Below are 26,185 nucleotides of genomic sequence, written 5' to 3'. Positions count from 1 at the left end.
TTGCAATAGCCTGCCATCCTGCGCAACCCGCTGTGAGCTGTAATGCGTAACTGTCTGCATTTTGTTTTTTTAGGATAAAGGTCAGGGATCGGGGTTGCAGGGGAGAGGGACAACTTTAGCGGTTTGATTTATTTATACTTTTAAGAATAGTGCTGACGAACACTTACGGTTCAGTCATTTACCCATTCCGCTTTCGCTTATATACTCGTGACTTTGCTAACAGCAACCAGACGGATTTCATGTACCAACCTGTCGCTCTATTCATCGGCCTGCGTTATATGCGTGGGCGTGCAGCAGATCGCTTCGGTCGCTTCGTTTCCTGGCTCTCCACCATTGGCATTACTCTCGGGGTAATGGCGCTGGTTACGGTGTTGTCGGTGATGAACGGTTTCGAGCGCGAGCTGCAAAACAATATTCTTGGCCTGATGCCTCAGGCCGTCCTCTCGTCTGAACAGGGTTCTCTAAACCCGCAACAGCTACCGGAAAAAGCGGTGGTGTTGAACGGCGTCAACCGCGTTGCACCGATAACCACGGGGGATGTGGTACTGCAAAGTGCGCGTAGCGTGGCAGTCGGCGTGATGCTGGGTATCGACCCGGCGCAAAAAGATCCATTAACGCCATATCTGGTCAATGTGAAGCAAACAGATCTGCAGCCGGGTAAGTATAATGTCATCCTCGGAGAGCAGCTTGCCGGGCAACTGGGTGTTAATCGTGGCGATCAAATTCGCGTGATGGTGCCCTCAGCCAGCCAGTTTACCCCGATGGGGCGTCTGCCGAGCCAGCGTCTGTTTACGGTAATTGGCACCTTCGCCGCCAACAGCGAAGTCGACGGCTACCAGATGCTGACCAACATCCAGGATGCGTCACGTTTGATGCGTTACCCGGTGGGCAATATTACCGGCTGGCGTCTGTGGCTCAACGAACCGTTAAAGGTTGATACGCTGAGCCAGCAAACGCTGCCGCAAGGTACCAAATGGCAGGACTGGCGCGAGCGCAAAGGGGAATTGTTCCAGGCCGTGCGTATGGAGAAAAACATGATGGGGCTGCTGCTTAGCCTGATCGTGGCGGTGGCGGCATTTAATATTATTACCTCGCTGGGTCTGATGGTAATGGAGAAGCAAGGGGAAGTGGCGATTCTACAAACGCAGGGGCTGACGCCGCGGCAGATAATGATGGTGTTTATGGTTCAGGGGGCCAGTGCCGGGATTATCGGCGCGCTGCTGGGCGCGGTGCTGGGCGCATTACTCGCCAGTCAACTGAACAACCTGATGCCAATTATCGGTGTGCTTCTGGATGGGGCTGCGCTGCCGGTCGCCATTGAGCCGCTGCAGGTTATCGTCATTGCGCTGGTGGCGATGGCCATCGCGCTGCTGTCTACGCTTTATCCTTCCTGGCGCGCTGCCGCCACTCAACCCGCTGAGGCTTTACGTTATGAATAAGATCCTGTTGCAATGCGACAACCTGTGCAAACGCTATCAGGAAGGCACAGTCCAGACCGATGTACTGCACGATGTCAGTTTTTGCGTCGGTGAAGGTGAGATGATGGCGATTGTCGGCAGCTCCGGTTCCGGTAAGAGTACGTTGCTGCATCTGTTAGGCGGTCTGGATACGCCAACTTCCGGCGATGTCATTTTTAGCGGTCAGCCGATGAGCAAACTCTCGTCGGCGGCGAAAGCGGAACTGCGTAATCAGAAGCTGGGCTTCATTTATCAGTTCCACCATCTGCTGCCGGACTTTACCGCGCTGGAAAACGTGGCGATGCCGTTGCTGATCGGCAAGAAAAAACCGGCTGAAATCACCGAGCGCGCACGGGATATGCTGAAAGCAGTAGGGCTGGACCATCGTGCCAGCCATCGCCCGTCTGAACTTTCAGGCGGTGAACGCCAGCGCGTGGCCATTGCTCGTGCGCTGGTGAATAACCCGCGCCTGGTACTGGCGGATGAGCCAACGGGTAACCTTGATGCGCGTAACGCGGACAGCATTTTCGAGCTTCTGGGTGAGCTGAACCGCTCTCAGGGCACGGCATTTTTGGTGGTGACACACGATCTGCAACTGGCGAAGCGCATGAGCCGCCAGCTTGAAATGCGCGATGGTCGCCTGACGGCTGAACTGAGCCTGATGGGAGCTGAGTAATGGCTTCGCCTTTATCGTTATTGATTGGTTTGCGTTTTAGCCGTGGTCGGCGGCGCGGCGGCATGGTCTCGCTGATTTCCGTGATTTCCACCGTTGGCATTGCGTTGGGCGTCGCGGTGTTGATCGTCGGCTTAAGCGCCATGAACGGATTTGAGCGTGAGCTTAACAACCGTATTCTGGCCGTGGTGCCGCACGGTGAGATTGAAGCCGTGAATCAGCCGTGGAACAACTGGCAGGAAGCGCTCGACAAGGTACAGAAGGTACCAGGCATTGCCGCTGCGGCGCCTTATATTAACTTTACCGGGCTGGTGGAGAGTGGGGCGAACCTACGCGCAGTGCAGGTGAAGGGCGTTGATCCGCAGCAGGAGCAGCGTTTAAGCGCGCTACCCTCGTTTGTGCAAAACCACGCATGGGATAATTTCAAAGCGGGTGAGCAACAAATCATTATTGGTAAGGGAATTGCCGATGCGCTGAAGGTGAAGCAGGGCGACTGGGTATCGATTATGATCCCTAACGCCAGTGCGGATCATAAGTTACAGCAGCCTAAACGCGTGCGTTTGCACGTCACGGGGATCCTGCAACTGAGCGGTCAGCTCGATCACAGCTTTGCCATGATCCCAATGGAAGATGCGCAGCAATACCTGGATATGGGATCCAGCGTTTCCGGGATCGCGCTGAAAGTGAACGACGTGTTTAACGCCAATAAGCTGGTGCGAGACGCGGGTGAAGTCACCAATAACTATGTGTACATTAAGAGCTGGATCGGTACTTATGGTTATATGTATCGCGATATCCAGATGATCCGCGCCATTATGTATCTGGCGATGGTGCTGGTGATTGGCGTGGCCTGTTTTAATATCGTTTCCACGTTAGTGATGGCGGTAAAAGACAAAAGCGGCGATATTGCGGTATTAAGAACCCTGGGGGCTAAAGATGGCCTTATCCGTGCCATTTTTGTCTGGTACGGCCTGCTGGCGGGGCTGTTCGGTAGCCTGATAGGCGTCGTCATTGGGGTGGTTGTCTCGCTGCAACTGACGCCGATCATTAACGGGATTGAGGCGCTTATCGGCCATCAGTTCCTGTCCGGCGATATCTATTTCATTGACTTCCTGCCATCGGAATTACACTGGCTGGATGTGATTTACGTGCTGGTGACAGCACTCGTGCTGAGTCTTTTGGCAAGTTGGTATCCGGCGCGTCGCGCCAGCAATATTGATCCTGCGAGAGTACTTAGCGGCCAATAACAATATATACACGAAAGCATTCATGCGGCGGTAAGGCGGCAAACCGAAATCTCCACGAGCATAGATAACGATGTGACTGGAGGGTGAGGGCGCAGCCGACCCCAAGGCATCTTGAAGGATGACGTGTATCAAGGAGCGGTGATGTATTACGGATTTGACATCGGCGGGACCAAAATTGCGCTGGGCGTGTTTGATAAGCAACGTCGTTTGCAATGGGAAACACGCGTCCCTACGCCTCGCGACAGCTATGACGCTTTCCTTGATGCGGTCTGCAATCTGGTGACGGAAGCGGACCAGCGGTTCGGCGTTAAAGGTTCGGTAGGCATCGGCATTCCTGGTATGCCAGAAACGGAAGACGGCACGCTGTATGCGGCCAACGTTCCTGCTGCCAGTGGTAAGCCGCTCCGCGCCGATCTCAGCGCTCGCCTTGACCGCGATGTGCGTCTGGATAACGATGCTAACTGTTTTGCCCTCTCCGAAGCCTGGGATGACGAGTTCACCCAATATCCGCTCGTGATGGGGTTGATCCTCGGTACCGGTGTTGGCGGCGGTCTGGTGCTTAACGGGAAATCCATCACCGGGCGCAGCTATATCACCGGCGAGTTTGGTCATATCCGTTTGCCAGTCGATGCGCTGACGTTGATGGGCTTTGATTTCCCATTGCGCCGCTGCGGGTGCGGTCAACTGGGATGCATCGAAAGCTATCTTTCCGGCGGTGGATTTGCGTGGTTGTATCAGCATTACTACCATCAATCGCTGGATGCCCGTGAAATTATCGCGCTGTGGGAGCAGGGTGATGAACAAGCACGTGCCCATGTTGAACGCTATCTGGATTTGCTGGCGGTGTGCCTTGGGAATATCCTGACTATCGTCGATCCTGATTTGGTGGTGATTGGCGGAGGCTTGTCGAATTTTACCGCTATTACGACGCAACTGGCGGACCGACTGCCACGTCATCTGCTGCCGGTTGCCCGGGTGCCGCGTATTGAGCAGGCGCGGCACGGTGATGCGGGCGGGATGCGCGGAGCCGCTTTCCTACATCTTACCGATTAATACAAAGAGGTTGTTATGCTGTCGCGCCGGGGTCATCGGTTAAGCCGCTTTCGTAAAAATAAACGCCATATGCGCGATCGCCTGCGTCAACGAATCTTTTTCAGAGACAGAGTGGTGCCTGAATTGATGGAAAAACCAAGAGTGCTGGTACTGACGGGAGCGGGAATCTCCGCTGAGTCAGGAATTCGAACCTTTCGCGCGGCGGATGGTCTCTGGGAAGAACATCGGGTAGAGGACGTTGCGACTCCGGAAGGATTTAGTCGTAATCCGCAACTGGTCCAGTCGTTTTATAACGCCCGTCGTCATCAGTTGCAACAATCAGAAATCCAGCCTAACGCGGCGCATATCGCGCTGGCAAAACTCGAAGCCGAGCTGGGCGACCGTTTTTTACTGGTGACGCAGAATATTGATAACCTGCATGAACGTGCGGGCAGCCAGAACGTAATCCATATGCACGGCGAACTGCTCAAGGTTCGCTGTTCTCAAAGCGGGCAGATTCTGGAGTGGACTGGCGATGTGACTGCGGAAGATAAATGCCATTGTTGCCAGTTTCCGGCGCCACTGCGCCCGCACGTGGTGTGGTTTGGTGAAATGCCGCTGGGCATGGATGAAATTTATATGGCACTGGCAATGGCCGATGTGTTCATTGCGATTGGTACATCGGGCCATGTATACCCGGCAGCGGGGTTTGTGCATGAAGCTCGACTACATGGGGCGCATACGGTAGAGCTAAATCTCGAACCGAGCCAGGTAGGAAGCGAGTTTGAAGAGAAGTATTACGGTCCGGCAAGCCAGGTGGTGCCCGAGTTTGTTGAGAAATTATTGAAAGGACTGTGATTTTTATGCCCGATACGCGCAGCGCCATCGGGCATTCCTTACAACGCTGAATTAACGTCCTGCTTTCAGCTTCTGATAATACTCTTCATAGATAGCGCTGGCGGAACCGACATCATTCTGCCATTCCCCTTTGTTGATGGTTTCTGCATCAGGGTAGAGGGTTTTATCGTTCGCGACTTCAGGGCTTAACAGCTTACGTGCTGCCAGGTTTGGCGTCGGATAACCGATGGTTTCCGCGACTTCTTTCGCCACGTCCGGGCGTAGCAGGAAGTTAATCAGCTTCAGCGCACCTTCTTTATTTTTTGCGTTCGCTGGAATAGACAGGCTGTCCATCCAGAAAATCCCACCTTCTTTCGGCCATACCACTTCCAGCGGTGTACCTGCCTGACGCGCAACATACGCGGAGCCGTTCCACACCATCCCCAGATTGACTTCGCCTTCCATATACGGGTTGGCCGGGTTGTCAGAGTTAAATGCCGCAACGTTAGGCATCAGCTTCTTCAATTCGTTATAGGCGGCTTCAATCTCTTTAGGATCGGTGGTATTGCCGGAGTATCCCAGCTTGCGCAGCGCCATCTGGAACACTTCTCGCGCATCATCCGTTAACAGCAGGCTACCTTTGTACTCCGGTTTCCACAGATCGGCCCAGCTGGTTACTGTTTTCGGGTCGATGGCATCGCTATTGATGCCAATGGCCGTCGCACCCCAGATATACGGGATAGAGTAGTCATTGTTGGGGTCGAATGGCTTGTTGAGCATTTCCGGATCGAGGTTGTGGAAGTTGGTCAACGTCGACTTGTCGATCTTCTGGATCATGCCTTCTTTGCGCATTTTATCGACGTAATAGGTGGACGGAACCACCAGATCGTATGCGCCGTCTTTATAGGTTTTGAGCTTGGCGTACATGGTTTCGTTCGACTCGTAGGTCGAATAGATAACCTTAATGCCAGTCTCTTTGGTGAACTGCTCCAGCAGTCCAGGCGGGACATACTCGGTCCAGTTATAGAAATAGAGCGTGTTGTTGTCATTAGCGTGAGCGGCGCTCATGCCCAGTGCCAGAGCACCCGCCGCGAGCAGGTGGCGTGACCATTTTTTCATCATTTAACGTCCCCTGAATTAAGGGCCTTAGCGGCCCTTGGTTTTATCACGTGCAATAAGCTGGCTGGCAATCACCATAACCAGCGACAGAACCAACAAAATGGTCGCCAGCGCGTTCACCTCTGGTGATACGCCGACTTTTACCATTGAGTAGATTTTTAACGGCAAAATTTCATAACCAGGCCCGGTAACGAAGGACGACACGACGACATCATCCATCGACAACGTAAAGCTCAGCAACCAGCCGGCAGCCACTGCAGGCATTGCCAGAGGCAGTATAATCTTGCGCAGAATAGTCACTTCACTGGCGCCGAGATCTTTGGCGGCTTCAAGCATTCGTACATCAAAACCTTTCAGACGTGAGTAAACCGTCACCACCACAAAAGGTAGACAAAAAGTGATATGCGAGAACAGCAGTGACCAGAAACCCAGTTGAATGCCGATCAGCATAAACAGCACCAGCAAAGAAATCGCCATTACGATATCCGGCGACATCATCACCACGAACAGCATGCCGCTGACAAACGGTTTACCGCGAAAACGGTAGCGGTACAGTGCAACCGCTGTGAGTGAGCCGATCAGCGTGGCAAACGTGGCGGATAGCACCGCCATCGTCAGCGAGTGTTGCGCTGCCTGTAGCAGGCTGTCGTTGTTCATCAGCAGGCCGTACCATTTGGTGGTAAAACCCTGCCAGTTGATGCCAAAGCGCGAGCTGTTAAAGGAGTTCACAATCAAAATAATGATTGGAATATACAGATACGCGTAGATGGCGGTCATAAAACCGCCTCTGAGCAGCCGACCGATCATTCGCGTTTCACCTTCTTGTTCAGAAGGCGCGATGTTTTCAGAGTATTGAAAATAATCAACTTTTTCTCTTCTCCAAAATCTCTCCAAAACTTCCCGCCAAAACAGATAGCCAAAAAGAAGCAGCTATCACTAAGGCCGCGAATTTTACAACAATTTTTAGGATGATCGGGAAAAAAAGGCCATTTAAATGACCAGCTTTACTCATTGCTGACTGCGAGTGGCGGTATAGCAATCGGTTCAGGGAACAATTAGCGCAAGCTACCGCTGTGGTGGTAAAGGGGAGGTACTTGACTGCAAAGCCACGAAAGAGCATGGCGTCCCAGTGTTTGAAACCTGTGAACGCTGCAGGGAGCATGCTTAACGAAGGGTAACGAAATTGACGGGAATAGTGGTTTTTGGGATATCAATTTCCTGGCCCGGTGGTAACAAAAACAGAAAACACCAGAACGGCGTTTTACGCTATCTACAGCGTAAATTTCTTGAATCACCCTGTTTTACGACACAAGAATTTACCTTTAATGACACCGTCAAAGAAACGGCCTTTAGATTGCACCGTGAGAAAAGAGTTATAGATGCTTTCAGGAACGCCCACATACTGGAAAGTTGAAGAATTTACGAAACCAATCTCCAGTATCTTTTCTAATGGGTAGTAACCAATAAATTTTATTTTTGATGAAATCATTGCCTGTCGTTGCATTTTTTCTCCTTCAATTTTTTTAATTTTCCTTCTCTGATAATACACTGATATGAAACAAAAGGAGCATAGTTTTGTAAATGTTATGGCTGTTTCAGAATTTACTGGTTGGAAGAAATGATTTTCTTTGTTGCTATTAATTTCCTCAGCTGCGAAAAATAGCACGAAAATTCGTTGCTGGATTTTTACGGATTGAAACGGGGTTTCCTTTAAGTTGCTGATAAATATATTCTATTTTATTTTTCGTTATCCAGGGGACGACCGGCTGTATGTTATTGCGGGTGAACAGAACTCTTTGATTATGCTGTCTCAGTTTCCATTTCTAAGATTTTGCGAAAAATTAAATGAAAAAATAACTTGCTATTGTTTGTGGGGTGTGTGATTAATGAGGGGTTGGTTAGGTACACAGACCCATTAAAGCGGTTTAGTAAAGCAGTTCTCATCTCAAGCGTTATCCACAGATAATCCTTTCTTTTGAGCCTTCTTATCGTTACTAATTAGATTGTGTGCGAAGCCCTTTTCGCCGTAAGGCTACATAGAATTTAAGGAATTACCTGTGTCTAATAAAATGACTGGTTTAGTAAAATGGTTTAACGAGTCTAAAGGTTTTGGTTTTATTACCCCTGACAATGGTAGTAAAGATGTGTTTGTACACTTCTCTGCTATTCAGAGTGGTGGCTTTAAAACGCTGAATGAAGGCCAAAAAGTTGAGTTCAGCATTACTGCTGGTGCAAAAGGGCCGTCAGCTGAAAACGTTGTAGCTGCCTGATATTTTTCCTGATGTAAACTAATATACGATAGCGAAGACGGTGAATGCCTGAGTAGATATATTAGTTTTTCAGAAACTCAACATCTGTCGACATAAAGCTGAACAGATGTTTGAGTCTAATCATTGGGTAGAACAGTTGAAATGATTATTTTATGAATGTCATTTGTTGTTTTACCTCTGTAGTTTTTCTTGCACGCTTAAGTGCATTCGTAAAAGCTAACAACATCCCAAAAATCGCTGGTGCTATAATATAAAGAAAATTATATTATTTTAGATTCCTCATGTGAACTGATAAGAAATATTTATTTTTTTATTGCTTTTAATAGTGAGTTGTAACCTGATACTGAAAACCAAGAAAAATTAATAGTTAAATAGATCTTTTGGATATCACTGCGGTAGTGAGTGTTGTAGCAAATAAAGGCTAACATCATGACCGACCATATTTATTTTAAGTGCCCTTGTTGTCATGGGTCACAGTACAGAACTTCCCATTTTGATGTGACTGAGAAAAATCCCTTTGGTGCAAAGTGTATTTTTTGTAAATCATCAATGATCACACCTGATAACTATGCGCCATATACTTCCAGTAAATCAAATGAACAGGTGTTGCGAAAGTAACATTTGGCTCTGACCTTCCAGTTAAGGCGGCAAGATTCATTATCATTGCCAGGCACTGGTTTAAGTCCAACAAGGGCCGTCAGTCTGCTACTATCTCATCGAATTGAGCGGGCGACTTTTGAACTTGCAGGAGACGAGGGTTTGATCCTCTATGGTTACACCATGAATAAAAACCTCGTTCTAACGGGGTTTCGTCATTTCAGGGTTATCCGTGCAACATACAAGTAAGTTGGGCAAAGAATTGTATTTTTTGTTTTGCTTTTAACATCATGTCTGATGTGTAACGGTATTACTAATAACCATATAAAGGGCAACGCATTGAGAATCATACAAAACCATATTATGGCCCAGGAAATTGGTGAAACAGTTATCCAGCTACTTGAAAATGGCAAAAGGGTTACGACAGAGAATATCATTGATTTGCTCGAACGGAAAAGTCATGCCTTGCACGGTCAAAAGGCCGATGAGATAAGAGAAATATTGATATTTATCAGGAAAAAATCTGTTCTGTAAGCGCTTTTGTGATTAAGGTTGATAGTGCTTCAAGTTGGATAGCAAGCTGAATGCTCAACCAGACATATCCGTGAACGGCGCTTTCAATGATTTCCTCGCCCTCATTGGCGAGTAAAAGACAATGCAACTCTTTAGTAATTTCGAGAAGATGCTCGCTATTTGATGCTATCGGCGTTGGGTTTCCTTCATGCAAGGCATGTGCGAGGGTGTTGAGGGTGCTACGGGTCATTTTTTCCATATCTGACAGCGTGTGAGTATTCAATATGAGAAATCGACTGCCACGGGATGCCCAGTGGGCATTTATCTGAAATTTTTGCGCCGCTATCATATCGCGGGTTATCGATTGAATATCTTCAAGTAGACTCTTCGCAATCTTTGTTTCTTTATTTACTGGTGTAATAAGGCTGCGCATTTTTACTACATTATTCAGCGCTCGCGTTTGAAGTTTGGCCATTCTCGGGGGCGCAAGAACGTTTCGGGAGACTCCCGCCGTTGTTATTTTTAGATAATCAGAAAGAAAGTCAGCAAGTTGTATACGCCAGTTAATGAATGCTCTTTGGGGAAAAATGCTGGTAAACAACATCGCCAGAATGCATCCTATAATAATGTTGGTGCTTCGCCACAATGCTGTTTGTAAGTCTCCTGCAGGAGCGCTGCTGACAACCGCCAGCGTGATACCAATCAATAATGCGGCATAGGGACGTTTACTCATGGCCAGAAAACCACAAAGGAAAGCTGCGCATCCACACCACAGCATCATCATAGTGAGAGAGTACATTTCAATGTGTAATGCGATGATCCCCAAAATCGCACCCCCTACAGTTCCCGCCATACGTTCAAGTGCCCTGGGTATCACATTGCCCATGTAACTAATTGGTCCCATGACCACAACCAGTGTAATCAGGGGCCAGGAGTGGTCTGGTAAATTCAACATTCTTATCAGTAAGAAAGTTATAACAAATGCTAAAGCAATACGGATCCCATGAACTACGCGATAGTTGCGGTAAATCTTAAGTTCTAAAGGACTTATCGGTTTATTCCGTTCAATGGAAAAAATATTGTTTTTCATTGGTTAAAATCTTTAACATAGACAGAATTATAAAGAATGTTCAGATATACACTGAAAAAATAAACTCGTCTTACTTTTTTAACTTATAAAAAAGGAGGGCGATGCCTGATATAGGTTATTGTTAATCAATTGCTAATGCAGTAGCGAAAGAAGAAGTAATTTTTAATACCCACATTATCTTTGGATTTGCCATTATGGTGGTAAGCGGTTCTACACATCTTGAGTGGCCCCTGACTTAAATTCAACATGTTGACTTTGACAGATATTAAAAAGTTGTGGACTTCCAAAATACTGGTTAGCATGTTTAAAACGTTTTCTTTTTCAGGTTGTTATAAGGCTAAGCAAAACAGGTCAGATGGTTTCTGTGCACGGCTTTATATCAGCAACGGTATCATTATATTTATAACATATGCACTTTGATGAGCTAAGGCCCGGACCAAAGCTCATGAGATATAAGTTCTGGCTACATTAGATGGAAGCAGTACACAACCTATTCATGTGTTATCGAAAAGCAACTACGTAAACAGAAAGTGCAAGTGCGAGAAATATCCAGTATTGAGAATGGTAATGGAAAAGTTTGAGCATAAATATCCTCCACAGATTCGGTTCCTAATTAATGGCAGATTTAAATGTCAACAACAAACAAAAAAGCATGGGTATTGATTGTTTGATTGTTTCATATTGTTTCATATTGTTTCAGTGATGTGCTATGACGGTGCGTTTGCACCAACAATAAGATTCTTGCATTGTTATGGTGAGCTTAGTGTCAGCCGGGCATTAAGACGCGATCAATCTACTGATAAATATAACCCAGGCAGCCATATGCGGCTTGTTCTATCCTGTCTGTTACTCTTTGCCAGCCGCACACCGATACCACAAATCTTGCCCGCCACCTGAATGCCGCAAAGCACACCGGAAATCTTGCCGTTCCTGCCAAAAGCAAAACAGCCGGAGCTGACGTTGTAATCCTCTCTGACATGCTCGGAAATTTCGTGGTAGACCCTAAATATTATGCTGAGATGGAGGAAATACGACTCTTCCGTGAGTCAAAATCCCTGAAAACTTAGGGTGATAGATAAAGGTCTTAAGCAGCATGACATAATTTTCGATTTAAGCTATTTAAATTCATTTTTATGATAAGAATCATGTGCGATTTCCCTATAAAACTAAATCTTGCTATGTTTGGTTAATCATGCGTTAATGAATTCTTGGTTTGTAACGAATTTATCTAAAGCAAGTGCTGTAATAATTTTATTTCTTGTTCCTGTTGAGACTTCCTTGCTGGCTTTTCTCTCTGATGATTTTTTCGGACCATTCTGCCCAAGGGCTTACTCAAGAAAGGTAATAATTATGTCTAATAAAATGACTGGCTTAGTTAAATGGTTCAATCCTGAAAAAGGTTTTGGGTTTATCACCCCTAAAGATGGCAGTAAAGATGTGTTTGTACACTTTTCTGCTATCCAGAGTAATGATTTCAAGACGCTGAATGAGAATCAGGAAGTTGAGTTTAGTGTTGAACAGGGACCTAAAGGCCCCTCAGCAGTTAATGTCGTGGTTGTATAAGGTAACTGTTATTACACATCATATTCACTTCAGATGCCCGTGTTGCCACGGATCTCAGTACAGAACGTCGAGCTTTGATGTTACTGAAAAAAATCCTTTCGGAGCAAAATGTATTTTTTGCAAATCGGTAATGATTACATTTGACAATATTGCGCTATACATTCGTTCTGGTCAGACTTTGTTAGATTTTAGAAAATAAAGTTCAGGTTCCTTATGGAGCCTTTTTTGTATGCTAAACCGTTCATCTTTGTACGAACAATCACGGTATCATTATGAAAAAAGTAATCGTTTTTTTTAACTCAGAACCGGCAGTTGTTGTATCCGTAATGAAGGGAATTACTTCGATAATGCGTGAGTTTCCCAATGGGGAAAAAGCACACCTGTCCGTGATGTCAGCAGGATTTCCATCTCTGACAGGAGACCATAAAATAGTTTATGTTGCCTCTGATCGCGATGTCAGTTCCGAAGAGATTCTCGAGGCAGCATCGAAGCTTTTGAAGTGACATCTGATTGTTTCTTTACCGACCGAGATAGTAGTCCAGTGGTTTGCAGGTTTTTTGCGCTTTTCTTGTATGAAGATTGCACTGCAACCTCTTGATTATTGAGTCTTTCCATTCTATCTTTTAAACATGTCAGCGCTGTTATAAGTGCTCCACGGGGAATGTTACATACTTGGCGTTGATACGTTAGAGATCAAGAGAGGTAAATAATGAACGTCGAAGAGTTAAAAACAAAAACTGAAGCGGATATTTCTGAATTCATTACAAAAAAAATTGTTGAACTCAAAAAAAAGACAGGAAAAGAAGTTTCCGACATCCAGTTTACTGCTCGTGAAAAAATGACTGGGCTTGAAAGCTATGATATTAAAATTACATTGATCTAATTGTTAAAAGACCCAGCTTGAATGAAAAGCATTATCTTAAAAGGTAATGCTTTTTTATTACTGTCAAAAAATTTGGATGTTGTCAAAACCTTCATTTTTAACCATAGAGACAAGGCCTGATTTTTTAATGGGGCCTTTCCGATGCCAGCCCGCGCTATCGGGCTACTGCTGGCTCAGGGCAGGGAATGCACTTGTCGAATATTTCGTGGTCAGTGGGTATCACATTGAGGGGAGTGGGATGACGTAGTAGCCTGCGAATGGGTTAATTATCATTTCGGTCGGGATTGTTAGATAACCCAACTCCTACTTTTACCGCAGCAAACAACATAATGCACAGAGCGGTAATGACGGTAAATACCAATGAAAGGCTGGTAATCATAAATTTTCTTCATTTCAGATGGATTTGATTATTAGACTAAGGAATAAAGGAAAAGTTCAGGGTAAATATCATAGTATTTCCCGGAAGAAATATCGAAGCGGGTCATTGTATACCAGAGCGGACTGCAGAGAGCCGTATCGAAGAGTGGCGGAGCAACGGTCTCAACGGCCCCTGTGGCTGCAAATATCTATCTTGGCAAACGTCGTCATCTACCCTGTGATATCCCCCTTTTGGATAAAAAATAGGAAGATAAATTAAATGGTTAAATTTTATCCAAACGTGGTACAGTGAATCTCATTCATCGAAAGGGTAATCATCATGTCTCTCATCGATTACGCAATGAAGTACCTCGGCGGCGTATCGACGACTACTGTCATCTGCCCGGCCTGCGGCTTACGTTCATCCCAATCTATTTCTAAAATTCGCCTTAAGCAGACAATGCTGTGCCCTGGCTGTAAAACACTGTTTGTTTCACCACGATAATCCTGACACTTAGTTGCACCTAAACCCGGTGTTCTATACTTAAGTCAAATCCCGGCAGCTGTTAAATCCCTGATGCCTTACGCCCATCCTGAGAGAACGTTTCTGAACTGATTTCGCAACTGCTCCTGCATGCTAACTCTGCATCAGAGCAATGCTATGAAAATGAACCCCAGGGCGTGGTTTAACCGCTCCCATATTCCGATGAATGCTCCCGAAAGCGTAACGTTTTCGGCGAACGATCCTGCCGGTGAAAGCACGCTGCAGTCAGAACTCTTTTCGACCGCCCAGATGGAACGCTACGGTCAGAAGCTCGCACGGACCCATAAATTATCGCCGGATAAACATCCTTATTATCTTCTAAAAAGACTCGGCGAGAATGAGGCCATCATTACCCAAAGTTGTTATGAGCTTAACGCGGGTAAAAAGACCAGTATCATGCCTGCCGGGGAGTGGTTACTGGACAATTATTATCTGATTGAGGAACAAATCCGCACTGTCCGCCAGCACTTGCCGAAAAGCTTTGGTAAAGGTCTCCCGTCGCTGATGTCGCCGCTGAATTGCCCACGAATTTACAATATTGCATCAGAGGCCATTGCTCACGGTGACGGGCGCTGGGATGCCGCCAGCCTGACCAGCTATCTCACCGCCTATCAACAGGTGACCCCGCTGACATTAGGTGAAGTCTGGGCGTTACCGGGAATGCTGCGCCTGGCGCTGATAGAAAATCTTCGTCGTATCAGTATCGAAGTGATCAAAGCGCAGCAGGACAGAACGCTGGCTGATATGTGGATAACAAAGATTTTCGGATGTGCAGAGAATGCCCCTGGCGATTTAATCATGGTGGTTGCCGATATGGCACGCTCCCGACCTACGTTAACCAGTGCGTTTGTCGCAGAGCTGGTGCGGCGCCTGCAGGGGCATGGCAATGCGCTGTCGTTACCTCTGACCTGGGTTGATCAGTGCCTTCGGGAACAGGGGATCACCACCGACGTTCTCATACATAATTTCAATCAACAGCTTGCCGCCAGCCAGCTATCTGTCAGTAACAGTATCGCGGGTCTGCGATTACTGAGTGAAACGGATTGGGCTGATTTCGCCGAAACGATAAGTGTCGTCGAACAGGCATTACGCAATGATCCTGCCGGTATCTATCCTCGGATGCACTTCAATACCCGGGATCATTACCGGCACGTTGTTGAGGTCCTGGCCAGAGACAGTGGTCTCAGCGAGCCTGAAGTTGCTGACAGGGTGCTGACGCTTTCAGGAAACAGTGCTCCCGATTCACTGGAACATCATATTGGTTATTATCTCGCAGGCGAAGGTCGGCAGGCGCTGGAAATTCATCTGTTAGCAGACACCTCAAGGCTCATGCGCTTGCGGCACAGTTTCAACAGAATAACCCTGCTGTCATGGCTTGGAAGCCTGGCGTTGTTGACAACCGCAACGACCGCAGCGATTTTGCACGAAACAGCCATGCAGGGCGCAGACTGGCTGTTGATCGCGGTGATATTCCCTCTGATTATCGCTGTAACTCAGTTAATGAGCGATTTACTCAGTGACGCCACCACCCGTTTTCGCGTTCCTCGCCCCTTGCCGCGGATGGATTTCTCAACCGGCATTCCCCCTGACAGCGCCACTCTGTTAGTCATCCCCTGCATGCTGACCAGCCACGCAAGTTTCAGCCAACTCCTCACCAGTCTTGAAGTCTGCTGGCTGGGGAATGAAAACGAAAATCTCAGGTTTGCGCTGCTCACTGATTTCGCTGATTCTGCAAATGAACCCTCGCCGGAAAGCCAGATGCTGCTCAGACAGGCGATCGCCGATACGCAGGCGCTGAATCGCCGCTATCCCTCCAGCCGCCCGCGTTTTTACCTGCTACACCGCCAGCCTGAATGGAACCCTGCGGAAGGAACGTGGATGGGCTATGAACGCAAGCGGGGAAAACTGGCGTTACTGAACAGTTGGTTGCGCCATCCAGGGACACAATTCGTCAGCGTTGCAGACATGCCTGCTAACCTTTTACCGGGCCATATTAAATACGTCATTACCCTGGACAGTGATACGGTGCTGCCGCGCGATACGGCGCACAAACTGGTCGCGACGATGGCGCATCCGCTGAATACGCCAGAGTATGATCCGGTACGCCAGAGGGTTGTCAAAGGATTTGGCATTTTACAACCTGGCCTTGCGGAGGAGATACCACGCAACGGTCAGGGACGTTACGCCGCCATGCGCAGCAGCATACCGGGCAATAATCCCTATTCGATGATGTCTTCGGATATCTATCAGGATCTTTTTGGGGAAGGATCGTTCGTGGGCAAAGGGATTTACGATGTTGACATTTTTATGCAGGCCACTGCCAACACCTGCCCGGAAAACCTGGTTCTCAGCCATGATCTACTCGAAGGATGCTATGCACGTTCGGGTCTGCTCAGTGAGGTGTTACTCTATGAACAGTACCCGAATAATTATCTGTCGGATGTTGCACGCCGTTCACGCTGGATCCGGGGTGACTGGCAACTGCTTAACTGGCTGAAACCACGTGTCAGAAGAGCCGATGGAACCCAGACCAGGAATCCGCTGACCGCGCTTTCTTACTGGAAATTACTTGATAATCTGCGTCGCAGTCTGGTCGCCCCCTCATTACTGGTATTGCTGTTCTTCACCCTGCTTGGGGTACCTAATCCGGTTTACTGGCTGGGCGTACTGTCGCTGATATGGCTGTTGCCAACCATCCTCTGCATCACCCATGACCTGCTGCATAAACCTCTGCGTCGCCGCCTGAAGCCGCATCTGTTACTGGTAGGGGCGGGTGCGCTGAAGCGTTTGTCAGGTATCGGCCTTAATTTTGCGATACTGCCGCACGAAGCCGGATATTCGCTAAAAGCGATCGCCGTGACTTTATGGCGATTGGGGTTCAGCAGGCGTCACCTCAGCCAGTGGGTCAGCCACAGCCAGGACAGCAATCAGGCCGGACCCACTGTCGCGCGTTTTTATCAGGCGATGTGGCTGAATGTTGCATGTGGTGTGATGCTGATAATACTGACCGGACAATTTGCTCCACAACTGCTGGGGATTGCGTTGCCGATCGGTTTGTTATGGTGTGTGGCACCGCTGCTGATGAGCTGGCTGAGTCGCCAGCCTGCGCGTAAGGTGTTTTCACCCAATCAGGAACAAAAACAGCTGTTGCGCCAGACAAGCCGTGAAATCTGGGCGTTTTTTGAAACCTTTGCCACAGAAAAAGAGAACTGGCTTCCGCCTGATAACTACCAGGAAATACCGCAGCCGACGGTGGCCCATCGAACTTCTCCTACCAATATTGGCCTTTCCCTCATGGCTAACCTGACAGCATGGGACTTTGGCTACCTGCCCGGTGGGGAAGTGCTCCGGCGCGTGTCGCTCACGCTCGACACAATGGATAAAATGGAGCACTACCGGGGCCATCTCTACAACTGGTATGACACTCGTACGCTGGCCCCCCTCAGCCCACGCTATATCTCAAGCGTTGACAGCGGCAACATGGCAGGGCATTTGTTGACGCTGCGTGCAGGGCTGTCCGCCATGCGTCATCAGCCAGTTTTAAACCGCCAACAGATACTGGCAGGACTGAACGATACGCTGGATATTCTGGAAAAACAGTGGGGTCAGAACCCGCCTGACAGCTTGCGGTTGCTGCGAAAACACTGCCTGAGCGCAGTGTCGCTCTCTCCGCAGACATTTTTCAGCGAGCTGAAAAATATGCGCACCCAGTGCAATCACCTGAACACGCTATGCCATCAGGGATCTCCTCTTCAGATGCGTTGGGCAGGACATCTGGAGCATCAACTGGTTCAGCTTTGCCATGAGTGGACGCTGCTGCTTGGTTGGTTACCTGCCTCCTGGAACGAACAGACGCTGCCGACTTTATGCGAGCTTGCCCGCGCAACATTTACAGGTGTAGGAACCCCCCCGGCGTCAGCGACGGAGCAGGCCCGGATGCGACTCAATATTATCACTGAACTTGAACAACGGCTGGATGAGCATGCCCGGATGGATTTCGCCTTTCTGTACAGCGAAGCAACCAGTCTGCTCAGTGTTGGCTATAACTGTGACACGAATATGCCTGACAAGAGCCACTACGATCTTCTGCCGTCTGAAATCCGCCTGACCAGCTTTCTTGCCATTGCCACTAATCAACTGCCTCTTAAAAGCTGGTACGCGCTTGGGCGACTGTTCACCACCATTGACAATGAAACAGCCCTGATGTCATGGAGCGGGTCAATGTTTGAATACCTGATGCCGAATCTGGTAATGCCCGCCTGGCCTGGCAGCCTGCTCGATGAAATGAGTCAGTCGGCGGTTATGCGCCAGATTCATTGGGGGAAAGAACGCGGAGTACCGTGGGGCGTTTCAGAGTCTGGTTATCATGCTTTTGATGTTCAGCATAATTATCAATATCAGGCATTTGGTGTGCCGGGTCTCGGCCTGCGCAGGGGGCTTGCTGATGACATGGTTGTCGCCCCTTACGCCACACTGCTGGCGTTGATGGTCTCCCCACAAAAAGCCTGTGAGAACCTGATCAGGCTGCAAAAAAATGGCGCACATGGTGAATACGGTTTTTATGAAGCGCTGGACTATACTCCCTCACGCCTCGCAACCGGTCAGCTCTATGCGGTGGTTCAGTCCTGGATGGCGCATCACCAGGGCATGGCGTTTCAGGCGCTGGCTCATGTGCTACTTGACGCCCCGATGACTGAACGCTTCATGTCCAGTACGGTCTTCCGCTCAGCGAGCCTGCTGTTACAGGAACGCGTGCCGGATGCAGTCGATCTGTACAGTCCGCGCCGTCATTTTGAATCTCATGAGGGCAGGGTCAAACCCGTTCGCTATGAACCCCGTATTTTCTATGGTGTGGACACGCCGGCCCCGGATATTCAACTGCTGTCCAACAACCATTATCATCTGATGTTGACCACGGGCGGCGGCGGCTACAGTCGCTGGAATAATATTGCGCTTACGCGCTGGCGCAGTGATACCACTCGCGATAACTGGGGAGCATTTTGCTATATCCGCGATATACAGACGGGGAATGTGTCGAGCAATACCTGGCAACCGACAGCCCACACCAGCGGGCATGACGAAGAAGTAATATTCACCGATGCGAGTGCTGAATTCAGACGCACTTTCGATGGGCTCAGCGTCAAAACTCAGGTTGTGATCTCCCCGGAGGATGATATTGAGCTGCGACGACTCACACTGATTCATCGTGGTCGCCAGCCTCGCTCTCTGGAACTGACAACCTATGCCGAAGTAGTACTGGCACCTGAAGCCAGCGATCTGGCACACCCGGCATTTAGCAATCTGTTTATTCAGACGGAACTGGATCCTGAGCGTGACGCTATTCTTTGCCACCGGCGCCCGCGTTCACCGGGTGAAGCGAGTCCCTGCCTGTTTCACATGATGGTGGTGCATGGCGATAACCGTCATAACGTTTCGTTTGAAACAGACAGGGCAAAATTTCTTGGTCGTGGCAGAAACCCTGCGGATGCCCAGGCAATAAAGGCAGGCGGGGCGCTCAGCAATACGTCGGGGTCAGTGCTGGATCCGATCCTGGCAATACGCCACGCCATCACTCTGCAGCCGGGGCAGCCGGTCACGATTGATATCATTTATGGCATCAGTGAGACCCGCCAGCAGAGCCTGGCGTTGCTGGAAAAATACCGCGATTACCCTATCGCTGATCGCGTCTTTGAACTGGCCTGGTCTCACAGTCTGGTGGTATTACGCCAGATGAACGCCAGTGAAGATGATGCCACTTTGTTTAATCGTCTTGCCAGCGCGGTGCTTTACCCTGTCCAGGAGCTGCGCGCCGAAGGCCAGGCGATCAGCCGCAACCGGCGTGGTCAGTCCGGTCTGTGGGGCTGGGCAATTTCAGGCGATCTGCCGATAGTGCTGCTCAGTATTACCAGCGAGGAAAGTATTGCCTCAGTGACCACACTGATTCAGGCGCACCGTTACTGGAGACAGAAAGGACTGGATGTTGATTTGGTTATCCTGAATAACAGTCCCGGCGGCTACCAGCAGGGCTTACAAAATCAGATTATGGACTTAATTTATGCCGGGTCTGAAGCCAGTCTGCTGGACAAAACGGGCGGTATTTTTGTTCGTAATGGCGAGCATCTCTCTGCTGAGGATAAGTTGCTTTTGATGAGCGTGGCCTGTCTTTATCTTGATGACCGCACAGGCAGTATCAATGAGCAGCTTAATCAGCGTACTCATACCCTTAAACCTCAGGCCAGAGCACTCATTCCACGGGCTGTACGCGAGCGTAATCAACATACGGACTGGAGTCCCGATATCAGTCAGTTATGCCATTTCAATGGGTACGGTGGATTTTCTCAGGATGGTCGGGAATATCAGATTGTCCTGCGGGAAGATGCGCAGACACCGGCCCCCTGGTCAAACGTATTGGCAAATGCTCGTTTTGGCACTGTGATTTCAGAGGCGGGACAGGCCTACTCCTGGTACGAGAATGCACATGAATACCGCTTGACACCGTGGGAGAACGATCCGGTGAGCGATCGCAGCGGCGAGGCGTTTTATCTGCGCGATGAAGAGAGTGGTGAGTGTTGGTCACCGACGGCTTTACCTGTTCGCGGACATGGTGATTACCTGACCCGCCATGGTTTTGGTTACAGCGTGTTTGCCCATCGAGAGAGTGGTATAGACAGCGAGCTGACGGTTCTGGTTGCCGAAGAGGCGCCGGTTAAATTGGCGCTCCTGACGCTCAGTAACTCTTCGGGGCGGACACGCAAACTTTCCGTCACCGGCTATGTGGAGTGGACGCTCGGAGAAACACGAACTCGCTCAGCCCCTCACATTGTGACACATGCGGCCAGACCGCCTGGCGGCTGCGGAGTGCTGGCGAACAACTTTTATGGTGATAACGGTAGCGGTCGTACTGCCTTTTTTGCCGTCAGCGGTAATGACTGTTCGTTGACCGGGGACCGCCGGGAATTTATCGGTCGTAATGGTTCTCTGTACGCCCCGTCGGTCATGAAGCTACGCAGGCTTTCAGGTAAAACGGGCGCCGGTCTGGATCCCTGCGGGGCAGTACAATCGGCGGTAACATTAATTGATGGCGATCAGAGGACGTTTATTTTTATCCTCGGCGCAGAGGAGAATCATATTCGAGCTCAGGAGACGCTTGCCCGTTATATGAATGAGGAGACGGTCCGCGAGGAGCTGAACCGGGTTCACAACCACTGGCACAATGTGCTTGATAAAATTGTGGTTAACACCCCCGACACATCGGTAAATTTACTGGTGAATGGCTGGCTATTGTACCAGACGGTAGCCTGTCGCCTGATGGCTCGCAGCGGTTACTACCAGTCCGGCGGCGCATTTGGTTTTCGCGATCAACTGCAGGATACGCTGGCGCTGAGTCATGCTGATCCGAACCGGATGAGAGAACAGATAATCCTGTGTGCATCACGGCAATTTATTGAGGGTGATGTACAGCACTGGTGGCACCCGCCACACGGCAACGGGGTGCGCACCCGCTGTTCCGATGACTATCTGTGGCTTCCGCTTGCCGTTTGCCACTATGTTGAAACGACGGGGGATATGGATGTACTGGAAACATGTATTCCTTATCTGGAGGGACGTCCGCTTCAGCCTGGTGAAGAGTCTGCCTATGATACGCCGGTGATCAGCGGTACCGAAGAGACTCTCTGGTTACACTGCGTCAAAGCCATTAAGTATGGACAACAGTTCGGGGAGCATGGTCTGCCGCTGATGGGGGCGGGTGACTGGAATGACGGCATGAACCGGGTGGGGATCGAAGGCAAGGGTGAAAGCGTCTGGCTGGGCTTCTTTCTGTTCGACATTTTGCAGCGGTTTGCGGCGCTGGCTGATCGCAGGCTGGATGAAAGTGTCGCCTCAATGTGCCGTTCACAGGCTGTGCGCTTGCAAAGCAATCTCGAAGCCCACGCCTGGGATGGCGAATGGTACCGGCGTGGATATTTTGACGATGGTACTCCCTTGGGGTCGAAAGCCTCACAGGACTGCCGGATTGATGCGATTGCCCAGAGCTGGTCAGTATTGTCCGGGGCCGCTAGCCCGGGACGGTGCGCAAAGGCCATGCAGGCGCTGGATAAGCATCTTGTGGATAGCGAGGGGGGACTGATAAAACTATTAACACCGCCTTTCGATGGGCACGGTCCAAATCCGGGTTACATACAGGGCTACCTGCCTGGTGTGCGGGAAAACGGAGGGCAGTATACACATGGCGCTATCTGGGCTGTAATGGCATTTGCCCGAATGGGGAATGCCGAACGTGCCTGGCAACTCTGGTCGATGCTCAGCCCGATAAATCATACTCTGAATGCGAACTCAGTCGGGATCTATAAAGCCGAGCCTTATGTCATGAGCGCTGATGTCTACAGCGTCGCTCCCCATATCGGACGTGCCGGATGGAGCTGGTATACCGGTTCATCAGGCTGGGCCTGGCGTTTACTTACCGAGGAATTACTGGGGATAAAACGTTCCGGTGCTGACCTTACGGTTCATGCCCGGTTGCCGGATGGGTGGCCGTCTTTTTCTATGACTTATCAATATGGCGAAAGCCATTATCAGATTAGTGTCTCACACGGCGATGCAGAATATCGCGTTACATTGGATGGTGTTCTCCTCCCTGATGACAGAATACCGCTGCGGAATGATGGACAAAACCATACGGTTGAGATTATTCAGAACTGACACTGAGTCCGGACGCGCATTAACGTCTGCCGTTAATGCGCTGATTATCCCTGAGAACCTCAATCGCTGTCTGCATGGCGATTTTGTCATCTCGTTTTTTTTGCTTGTCCTGCATGACCTGAAGGTATTCCAGCAAAGTTCGGGTATTAATAGGTCGGCCCTGTTTTCCCACTGCCAGCACGGCTTCGCCAAGAATAATTTTCACTGGTGGCAATTGGGCCGGGTACCAGTCAAGGGTGTCTTCTGATTTCATGATAAATTTCTCACGGAAGGGTATTATATCATAAATCAGACGTTTAATTTTCAATATCTGATATCCTGATTTAATCATAAATTAACATAACTTAAGCCAGTTATTTTTATATTAAGGCGTATAATAATTACTGTGTTCCTCAGAGAATTATTTATGTCTTATACAAAAGGACTCAGGCACTTTAAAGAAAGACCGGTGCATGTTGCCTGCCCGGTATGCGCATACAGAGCCGATCAGAAAGCAGGTAAACTAAGAAAAGATGCGGTTCTGGAGTGCCCTGCCTGCGGGCTGTTGTTCAGACCATCAGAATGCTGGTGTATCGGCGGCTGATCGGCTTCTGCCACCTAACGTGAGTGATGTTGGGAAATGACAATATTGCTCCTGTACTGCAGTTTGAGAGGATATGATGATGAAATCTAAAAAATCTATTTTTATTGAAGGACATATCCTTTCGAACAGCTGTCATGGGCAGGTTGGTCAATCTTTCTGTATCCACAGGGCCAGGTTTAATAATGGTAAATATGCGATTATCCGGGAAGCATCAGGAATATGTTTCAAGCCTGGCGAAATTATTCAACGAAACGATTGCGAGTGGTTTTATAACCTTACCAAAATTCGCCTTCTCTCATTTGAGTACCTTGAAGATGATGAATCCAGAAGACAATTTCTTGAATATCGATAATAAATTCATGCGTATCATGACGGCATAATTTTGCGCGTTTACAATTCCTTTCTGATTTTACAAATCTTATCCCCGTCCGTGACCTGGCATGCAGTTTACTTGAGGGTAAAAAACATGCCATGATCATTTTAACTTATTGAGTAATAGCGGTTAACTATCAATGTCGCTAACCTTCTTGTTCAGCAAGCGGGAGGCGCGCCAGTAGATCAGCAGCATCAGACCCATGACGATGGTCAGCGTAATGCTGGTGGCAGCACCGAACGGCCAGTCGCGGATGTTCAGGAACTGAACTTTAATCACGTTGCCAATCAGCAGGTTTTTCGCCCCGCCCATTAAGTCGGAAACGTAAAACAGCCCCATTGCGGGCAGCATAACCAGCAGGCATCCGGCGATAATTCCCGGCATCGTTAACGGAATAATGATGCGGGTGAAGGTCTGAAGTTTACTGGCGCCCAAATCGCGCGCGGCTTCCAGCAGCGGTTTATCGAGCTTTTCAATGCTGGAATAGAGCGGCATCACCATAAACGGCAGAAGGATGTACACCAGGCCGATAATCACCGCGCTGGGGGTAAACATGATGCGAATGGGGGTATCGATAACGCCGAGCCACAACAGAAATTCGTTGAGGTAGCCCTTGGTGCTGAGGAATATTTTGAGTCCGTAGATGCGAATAAGCGAGTTGGTCCAGAACGGAACAATCAGCAGGAACAGCAGCAATGGACGCACTTTTTCCGGCAGTTTCACCAAAAACCAGGCAAACGGATAGCCGAGCACCAGACAGGCGAGCGTGGCAATCAGCGCCATATTGAGGGAGTGAACCAGTACCTCAAAATAGAGCGGATCGAGCAGGCGTGTATAGTTTTCCAGCGTAAAGACCATTTTGACGAAATTGGCGTCGTCGCGGGTCAAAAAGCTGGTGCCGATGATCATCAGGTTGGGCAGAAAGACAAATAACACAAGCCAACCGACAATGGTGACGATCACCACACTCTGGAATTTACTTGTGTTCTTCATCAGCCAGTACGACCTCCCAGCTTTCTACCCAGTTAATCGCCATTTTCTGGTCGAGAGAGTGGTCAAAGTCAGGATCGTCTTCGTTGAAGAATTCACTGACCATCACCATCTTGCCATTTTCCAGTTCCACAACCGACTCCAGCGTCATGCCCTTGTAGTTGCGTTCACGCACGTAGCCGATCAGTCCTTCGATATGATTGTCGTCGTTGATTTCATCAACGCGCAGATCTTCAGGGCGTAACAGGACGTGCAGCTTCTGCCCGGGAATCACCGCGAAGTTGACATAAATATTGCACTCGCGACCTTCAACGTTAGCACGAACGCGCTGTTCGTCCAGACGTTCTATCACCGTCGCGTTAAACATATTGATCTCACCGATAAACCCGGCGACAAACAGATTTTTCGGCTCTTCGTAGATTTCACGCGGCGTACCGTCCTGCTCAATCTTGCCATCGCGCATCACCACGATACGGTCTGACATGGTCAGCGCCTCTTCCTGATCGTGAGTGACAAAGACAAAGGTGATACCAAGCTTACGTTGCAGCGCTTTCAGTTCGTTCTGCATCTGCTTGCGCAGTTTGTAGTCCAGCGCAGAGAGAGATTCGTCTAACAGGAGTAAACGGGGTTTATTGACCACCGCTCGGGCAATCGCTACGCGCTGCTGCTGTCCACCGGAGAGTTGATGCGGTTTTCGCTGGGCGAACTCTTCCAGCTGCACCATGCGCAGAGCTTCGGTAACGCGGGGAGGAATGTCGGCTGCGGGCGTTTTTTGCATGCGTAAGCCAAAGGCCACATTCTCAAAAACGGTCATGTGGGGAAATAACGCATAGCTTTGGAAGACGGTGTTCACGTAGCGGTTTTCCGCAGGAACGTGAGTGATGTCCTGGTTGTCCAACATGATATGACCGGAATCAACCGTTTCCAGACCGGCAATCAGGCGAAGAACGGTTGTTTTACCGCAGCCAGAGGGGCCAAGCAGCGTGAGAAACTCGCCATTATTGATGGTCAAATCCAGGCTGGAAATCACCTCTTTGCCATCGAAACTTTTGCGAATTCCCGCTAATTGCACCAGTGGAGAAAGCGAACGCGGTTGTTTATTCAATTTTTTACTCTGTCCCATGTAAACGCAACGGATGGCTGACCGCTGCGGGGTTCGTGGTTAACCACCTTGATGACTCTTAATGAGGGCCGTTATTCTACGGCAAACCATGGTAATCGCCAATCCTTGTTGCGAATTACTGACTTAGCCCTATAGTCAGAGGGGATGTCAGGGCGAAATATTCTCACTTGCGGGGATAAAAGTGACCTGACGCAATATTTGTCTTTTGTTGCTTATTGATAATGTTGTCACAAA

The 26,185-nt window shown here is 49.2% G+C and carries 20 protein-coding genes and 1 pseudogene; 14 read left to right on the top strand and 7 right to left on the bottom strand.

Annotation, left to right across the window (positions count from 1 at the left end; translation table 11 throughout):
• The first annotated feature begins 239 nt into the window (after positions 1–239).
• The 5 genes from lolC (at position 240) to cobB (ending at position 5,267) form a co-directional block, all read left to right on the top strand.
• Positions 240–1,439 (top strand): lipoprotein-releasing ABC transporter permease subunit LolC, encoded by a 1,200-nt coding sequence (gene lolC / locus HV352_RS14280; RefSeq protein WP_003030806.1) that lies wholly within the window; start codon positions 240–242, stop codon positions 1,437–1,439.
• Entirely contained in the window at positions 1,432–2,133 is a 702-nt protein-coding gene (gene lolD, locus HV352_RS14275) for a lipoprotein-releasing ABC transporter ATP-binding protein LolD (protein WP_003832278.1), read from the top strand. The genes lolC and lolD overlap by 8 nt, the downstream gene beginning before the upstream one ends.
• Positions 2,133–3,377, top strand: a complete 1,245-nt coding sequence (lolE, locus tag HV352_RS14270) for a lipoprotein-releasing ABC transporter permease subunit LolE (protein ID WP_016152683.1) — start codon at positions 2,133–2,135, stop codon at positions 3,375–3,377. The genes lolD and lolE overlap by 1 nt, the downstream gene beginning before the upstream one ends.
• Positions 3,378–3,518: 141 nt before the next feature.
• Positions 3,519–4,430 carry an N-acetylglucosamine kinase gene (nagK, locus tag HV352_RS14265; protein ID WP_016152684.1) on the top strand — a complete coding sequence of 304 codons (912 nt, stop codon included), beginning with the start codon at positions 3,519–3,521 and terminating at the stop codon, positions 4,428–4,430.
• 15 nt (positions 4,431–4,445) lie between these two features.
• Positions 4,446–5,267: a Sir2 family NAD+-dependent deacetylase gene (gene cobB, locus HV352_RS14260; RefSeq protein ID WP_016152685.1), complete on the top strand. Its 822-nt coding sequence runs from the start codon at positions 4,446–4,448 to the stop codon at positions 5,265–5,267.
• 51 nt (positions 5,268–5,318) lie between these two features.
• Here cobB and potD read toward each other — a convergent pair whose 3' ends face one another.
• Positions 5,319–6,365: a spermidine/putrescine ABC transporter substrate-binding protein PotD gene (gene potD, locus HV352_RS14255; protein WP_029139492.1), complete on the bottom strand. Its 1,047-nt coding sequence runs from the start codon at positions 6,363–6,365 to the stop codon at positions 5,319–5,321.
• Between the two features lie 27 nt (positions 6,366–6,392).
• The gene (gene potC, locus HV352_RS14250; protein WP_003030794.1) at positions 6,393–7,172 is read right to left on the bottom strand and encodes a spermidine/putrescine ABC transporter permease PotC; all 780 of its coding nucleotides are present in this window, start codon (positions 7,170–7,172) and stop codon (positions 6,393–6,395) included.
• A gap of 238 nt (positions 7,173–7,410) precedes the next feature.
• On the opposite strand from potC, the pseudogene HV352_RS14245 reads away from it, so the two are divergent.
• Positions 7,411–7,518 (top strand): annotated as a pseudogene (locus tag HV352_RS14245) (antitermination protein); the annotation flags it as partial.
• A 138-nt stretch (positions 7,519–7,656) separates the two neighbouring features.
• On the opposite strand, the gene HV352_RS14240 reads toward HV352_RS14245, so the two are convergent.
• A complete protein-coding gene (locus HV352_RS14240; protein WP_016152687.1) occupies positions 7,657–7,869 on the bottom strand; it encodes a KTSC domain-containing protein in 213 nt (70 codons plus the stop codon).
• A gap of 553 nt (positions 7,870–8,422) precedes the next feature.
• Between HV352_RS14240 and HV352_RS14235 the strand changes: the two genes are divergently transcribed.
• Together HV352_RS14235 and HV352_RS14230 are read left to right on the top strand one after the other, a co-directional pair.
• The gene (locus tag HV352_RS14235; protein WP_005127641.1) at positions 8,423–8,635 is read left to right on the top strand and encodes a cold-shock protein; all 213 of its coding nucleotides are present in this window, start codon (positions 8,423–8,425) and stop codon (positions 8,633–8,635) included.
• Positions 8,636–9,064: 429 nt separating this feature from the next.
• Positions 9,065–9,253, top strand: coding sequence for a cold-shock protein (locus tag HV352_RS14230; protein WP_071600303.1), 189 nt, complete (start codon positions 9,065–9,067; stop codon positions 9,251–9,253).
• 490 nt (positions 9,254–9,743) lie between these two features.
• Here the strand turns inward: HV352_RS14230 and HV352_RS14225 are convergent, their stop codons facing one another.
• Positions 9,744–10,835 (bottom strand): FUSC family protein, encoded by a 1,092-nt coding sequence (locus HV352_RS14225; protein WP_181634824.1) that lies wholly within the window; start codon positions 10,833–10,835, stop codon positions 9,744–9,746.
• A 1,350-nt stretch (positions 10,836–12,185) separates the two neighbouring features.
• Between HV352_RS14225 and cspG the strand changes: the two genes are divergently transcribed.
• The 6 genes from cspG (at position 12,186) to HV352_RS14200 (ending at position 22,882) form a co-directional block, all read left to right on the top strand.
• Positions 12,186–12,398, top strand: coding sequence for a cold shock protein CspG (cspG, locus tag HV352_RS14220; RefSeq protein ID WP_016152690.1), 213 nt, complete (start codon positions 12,186–12,188; stop codon positions 12,396–12,398).
• 10 nt (positions 12,399–12,408) lie between these two features.
• A complete protein-coding gene (locus tag HV352_RS14215; protein ID WP_087121842.1) occupies positions 12,409–12,597 on the top strand; it encodes a cold-shock protein in 189 nt (62 codons plus the stop codon).
• Positions 12,598–12,670: 73 nt separating this feature from the next.
• The gene (locus tag HV352_RS14210) at positions 12,671–12,901 is read left to right on the top strand and encodes a hypothetical protein (protein WP_019076503.1); all 231 of its coding nucleotides are present in this window, start codon (positions 12,671–12,673) and stop codon (positions 12,899–12,901) included.
• Positions 12,902–13,107: 206 nt separating this feature from the next.
• Positions 13,108–13,281 (top strand): addiction module toxin, GnsA/GnsB family, encoded by a 174-nt coding sequence (locus tag HV352_RS14205; RefSeq protein ID WP_016152691.1) that lies wholly within the window; start codon positions 13,108–13,110, stop codon positions 13,279–13,281.
• 697 nt (positions 13,282–13,978) lie between these two features.
• Positions 13,979–14,143 (top strand): YnfU family zinc-binding protein, encoded by a 165-nt coding sequence (locus HV352_RS23600; protein WP_175299807.1) that lies wholly within the window; start codon positions 13,979–13,981, stop codon positions 14,141–14,143.
• Between the two features lie 156 nt (positions 14,144–14,299).
• On the top strand, positions 14,300–22,882 hold the full coding sequence (locus tag HV352_RS14200; protein ID WP_181634823.1) for a glucoamylase family protein: 8,583 nt from the start codon (positions 14,300–14,302) through the stop codon (positions 22,880–22,882).
• Positions 22,883–22,901: 19 nt separating this feature from the next.
• Here HV352_RS14200 and HV352_RS14195 read toward each other — a convergent pair whose 3' ends face one another.
• The 3 genes from HV352_RS14195 to potA all read right to left on the bottom strand — a co-directional run bounded on the left by HV352_RS14195 (position 22,902) and on the right by potA (position 25,951).
• A complete protein-coding gene (locus HV352_RS14195) occupies positions 22,902–23,135 on the bottom strand; it encodes a hypothetical protein (RefSeq protein ID WP_029139493.1) in 234 nt (77 codons plus the stop codon).
• Positions 23,136–23,967: 832 nt separating this feature from the next.
• Positions 23,968–24,831, bottom strand: coding sequence for a spermidine/putrescine ABC transporter permease PotB (gene potB / locus HV352_RS14190; protein ID WP_016150058.1), 864 nt, complete (start codon positions 24,829–24,831; stop codon positions 23,968–23,970).
• The gene (potA, locus tag HV352_RS14185; RefSeq protein WP_016152695.1) at positions 24,815–25,951 is read right to left on the bottom strand and encodes a spermidine/putrescine ABC transporter ATP-binding protein PotA; all 1,137 of its coding nucleotides are present in this window, start codon (positions 25,949–25,951) and stop codon (positions 24,815–24,817) included. Before potA ends, potB begins: the two co-directional genes overlap by 17 nt.
• Positions 25,952–26,185: the final 234 nt, after the last annotated feature.

This window comes from Citrobacter sp. RHBSTW-01044 (assembly GCF_013781945.1).
In the GTDB taxonomy this organism is placed as follows: domain Bacteria; phylum Pseudomonadota; class Gammaproteobacteria; order Enterobacterales; family Enterobacteriaceae; genus Citrobacter; species Citrobacter braakii.
This window is presented reverse-complemented; position numbering and strand designations above follow the sequence as displayed.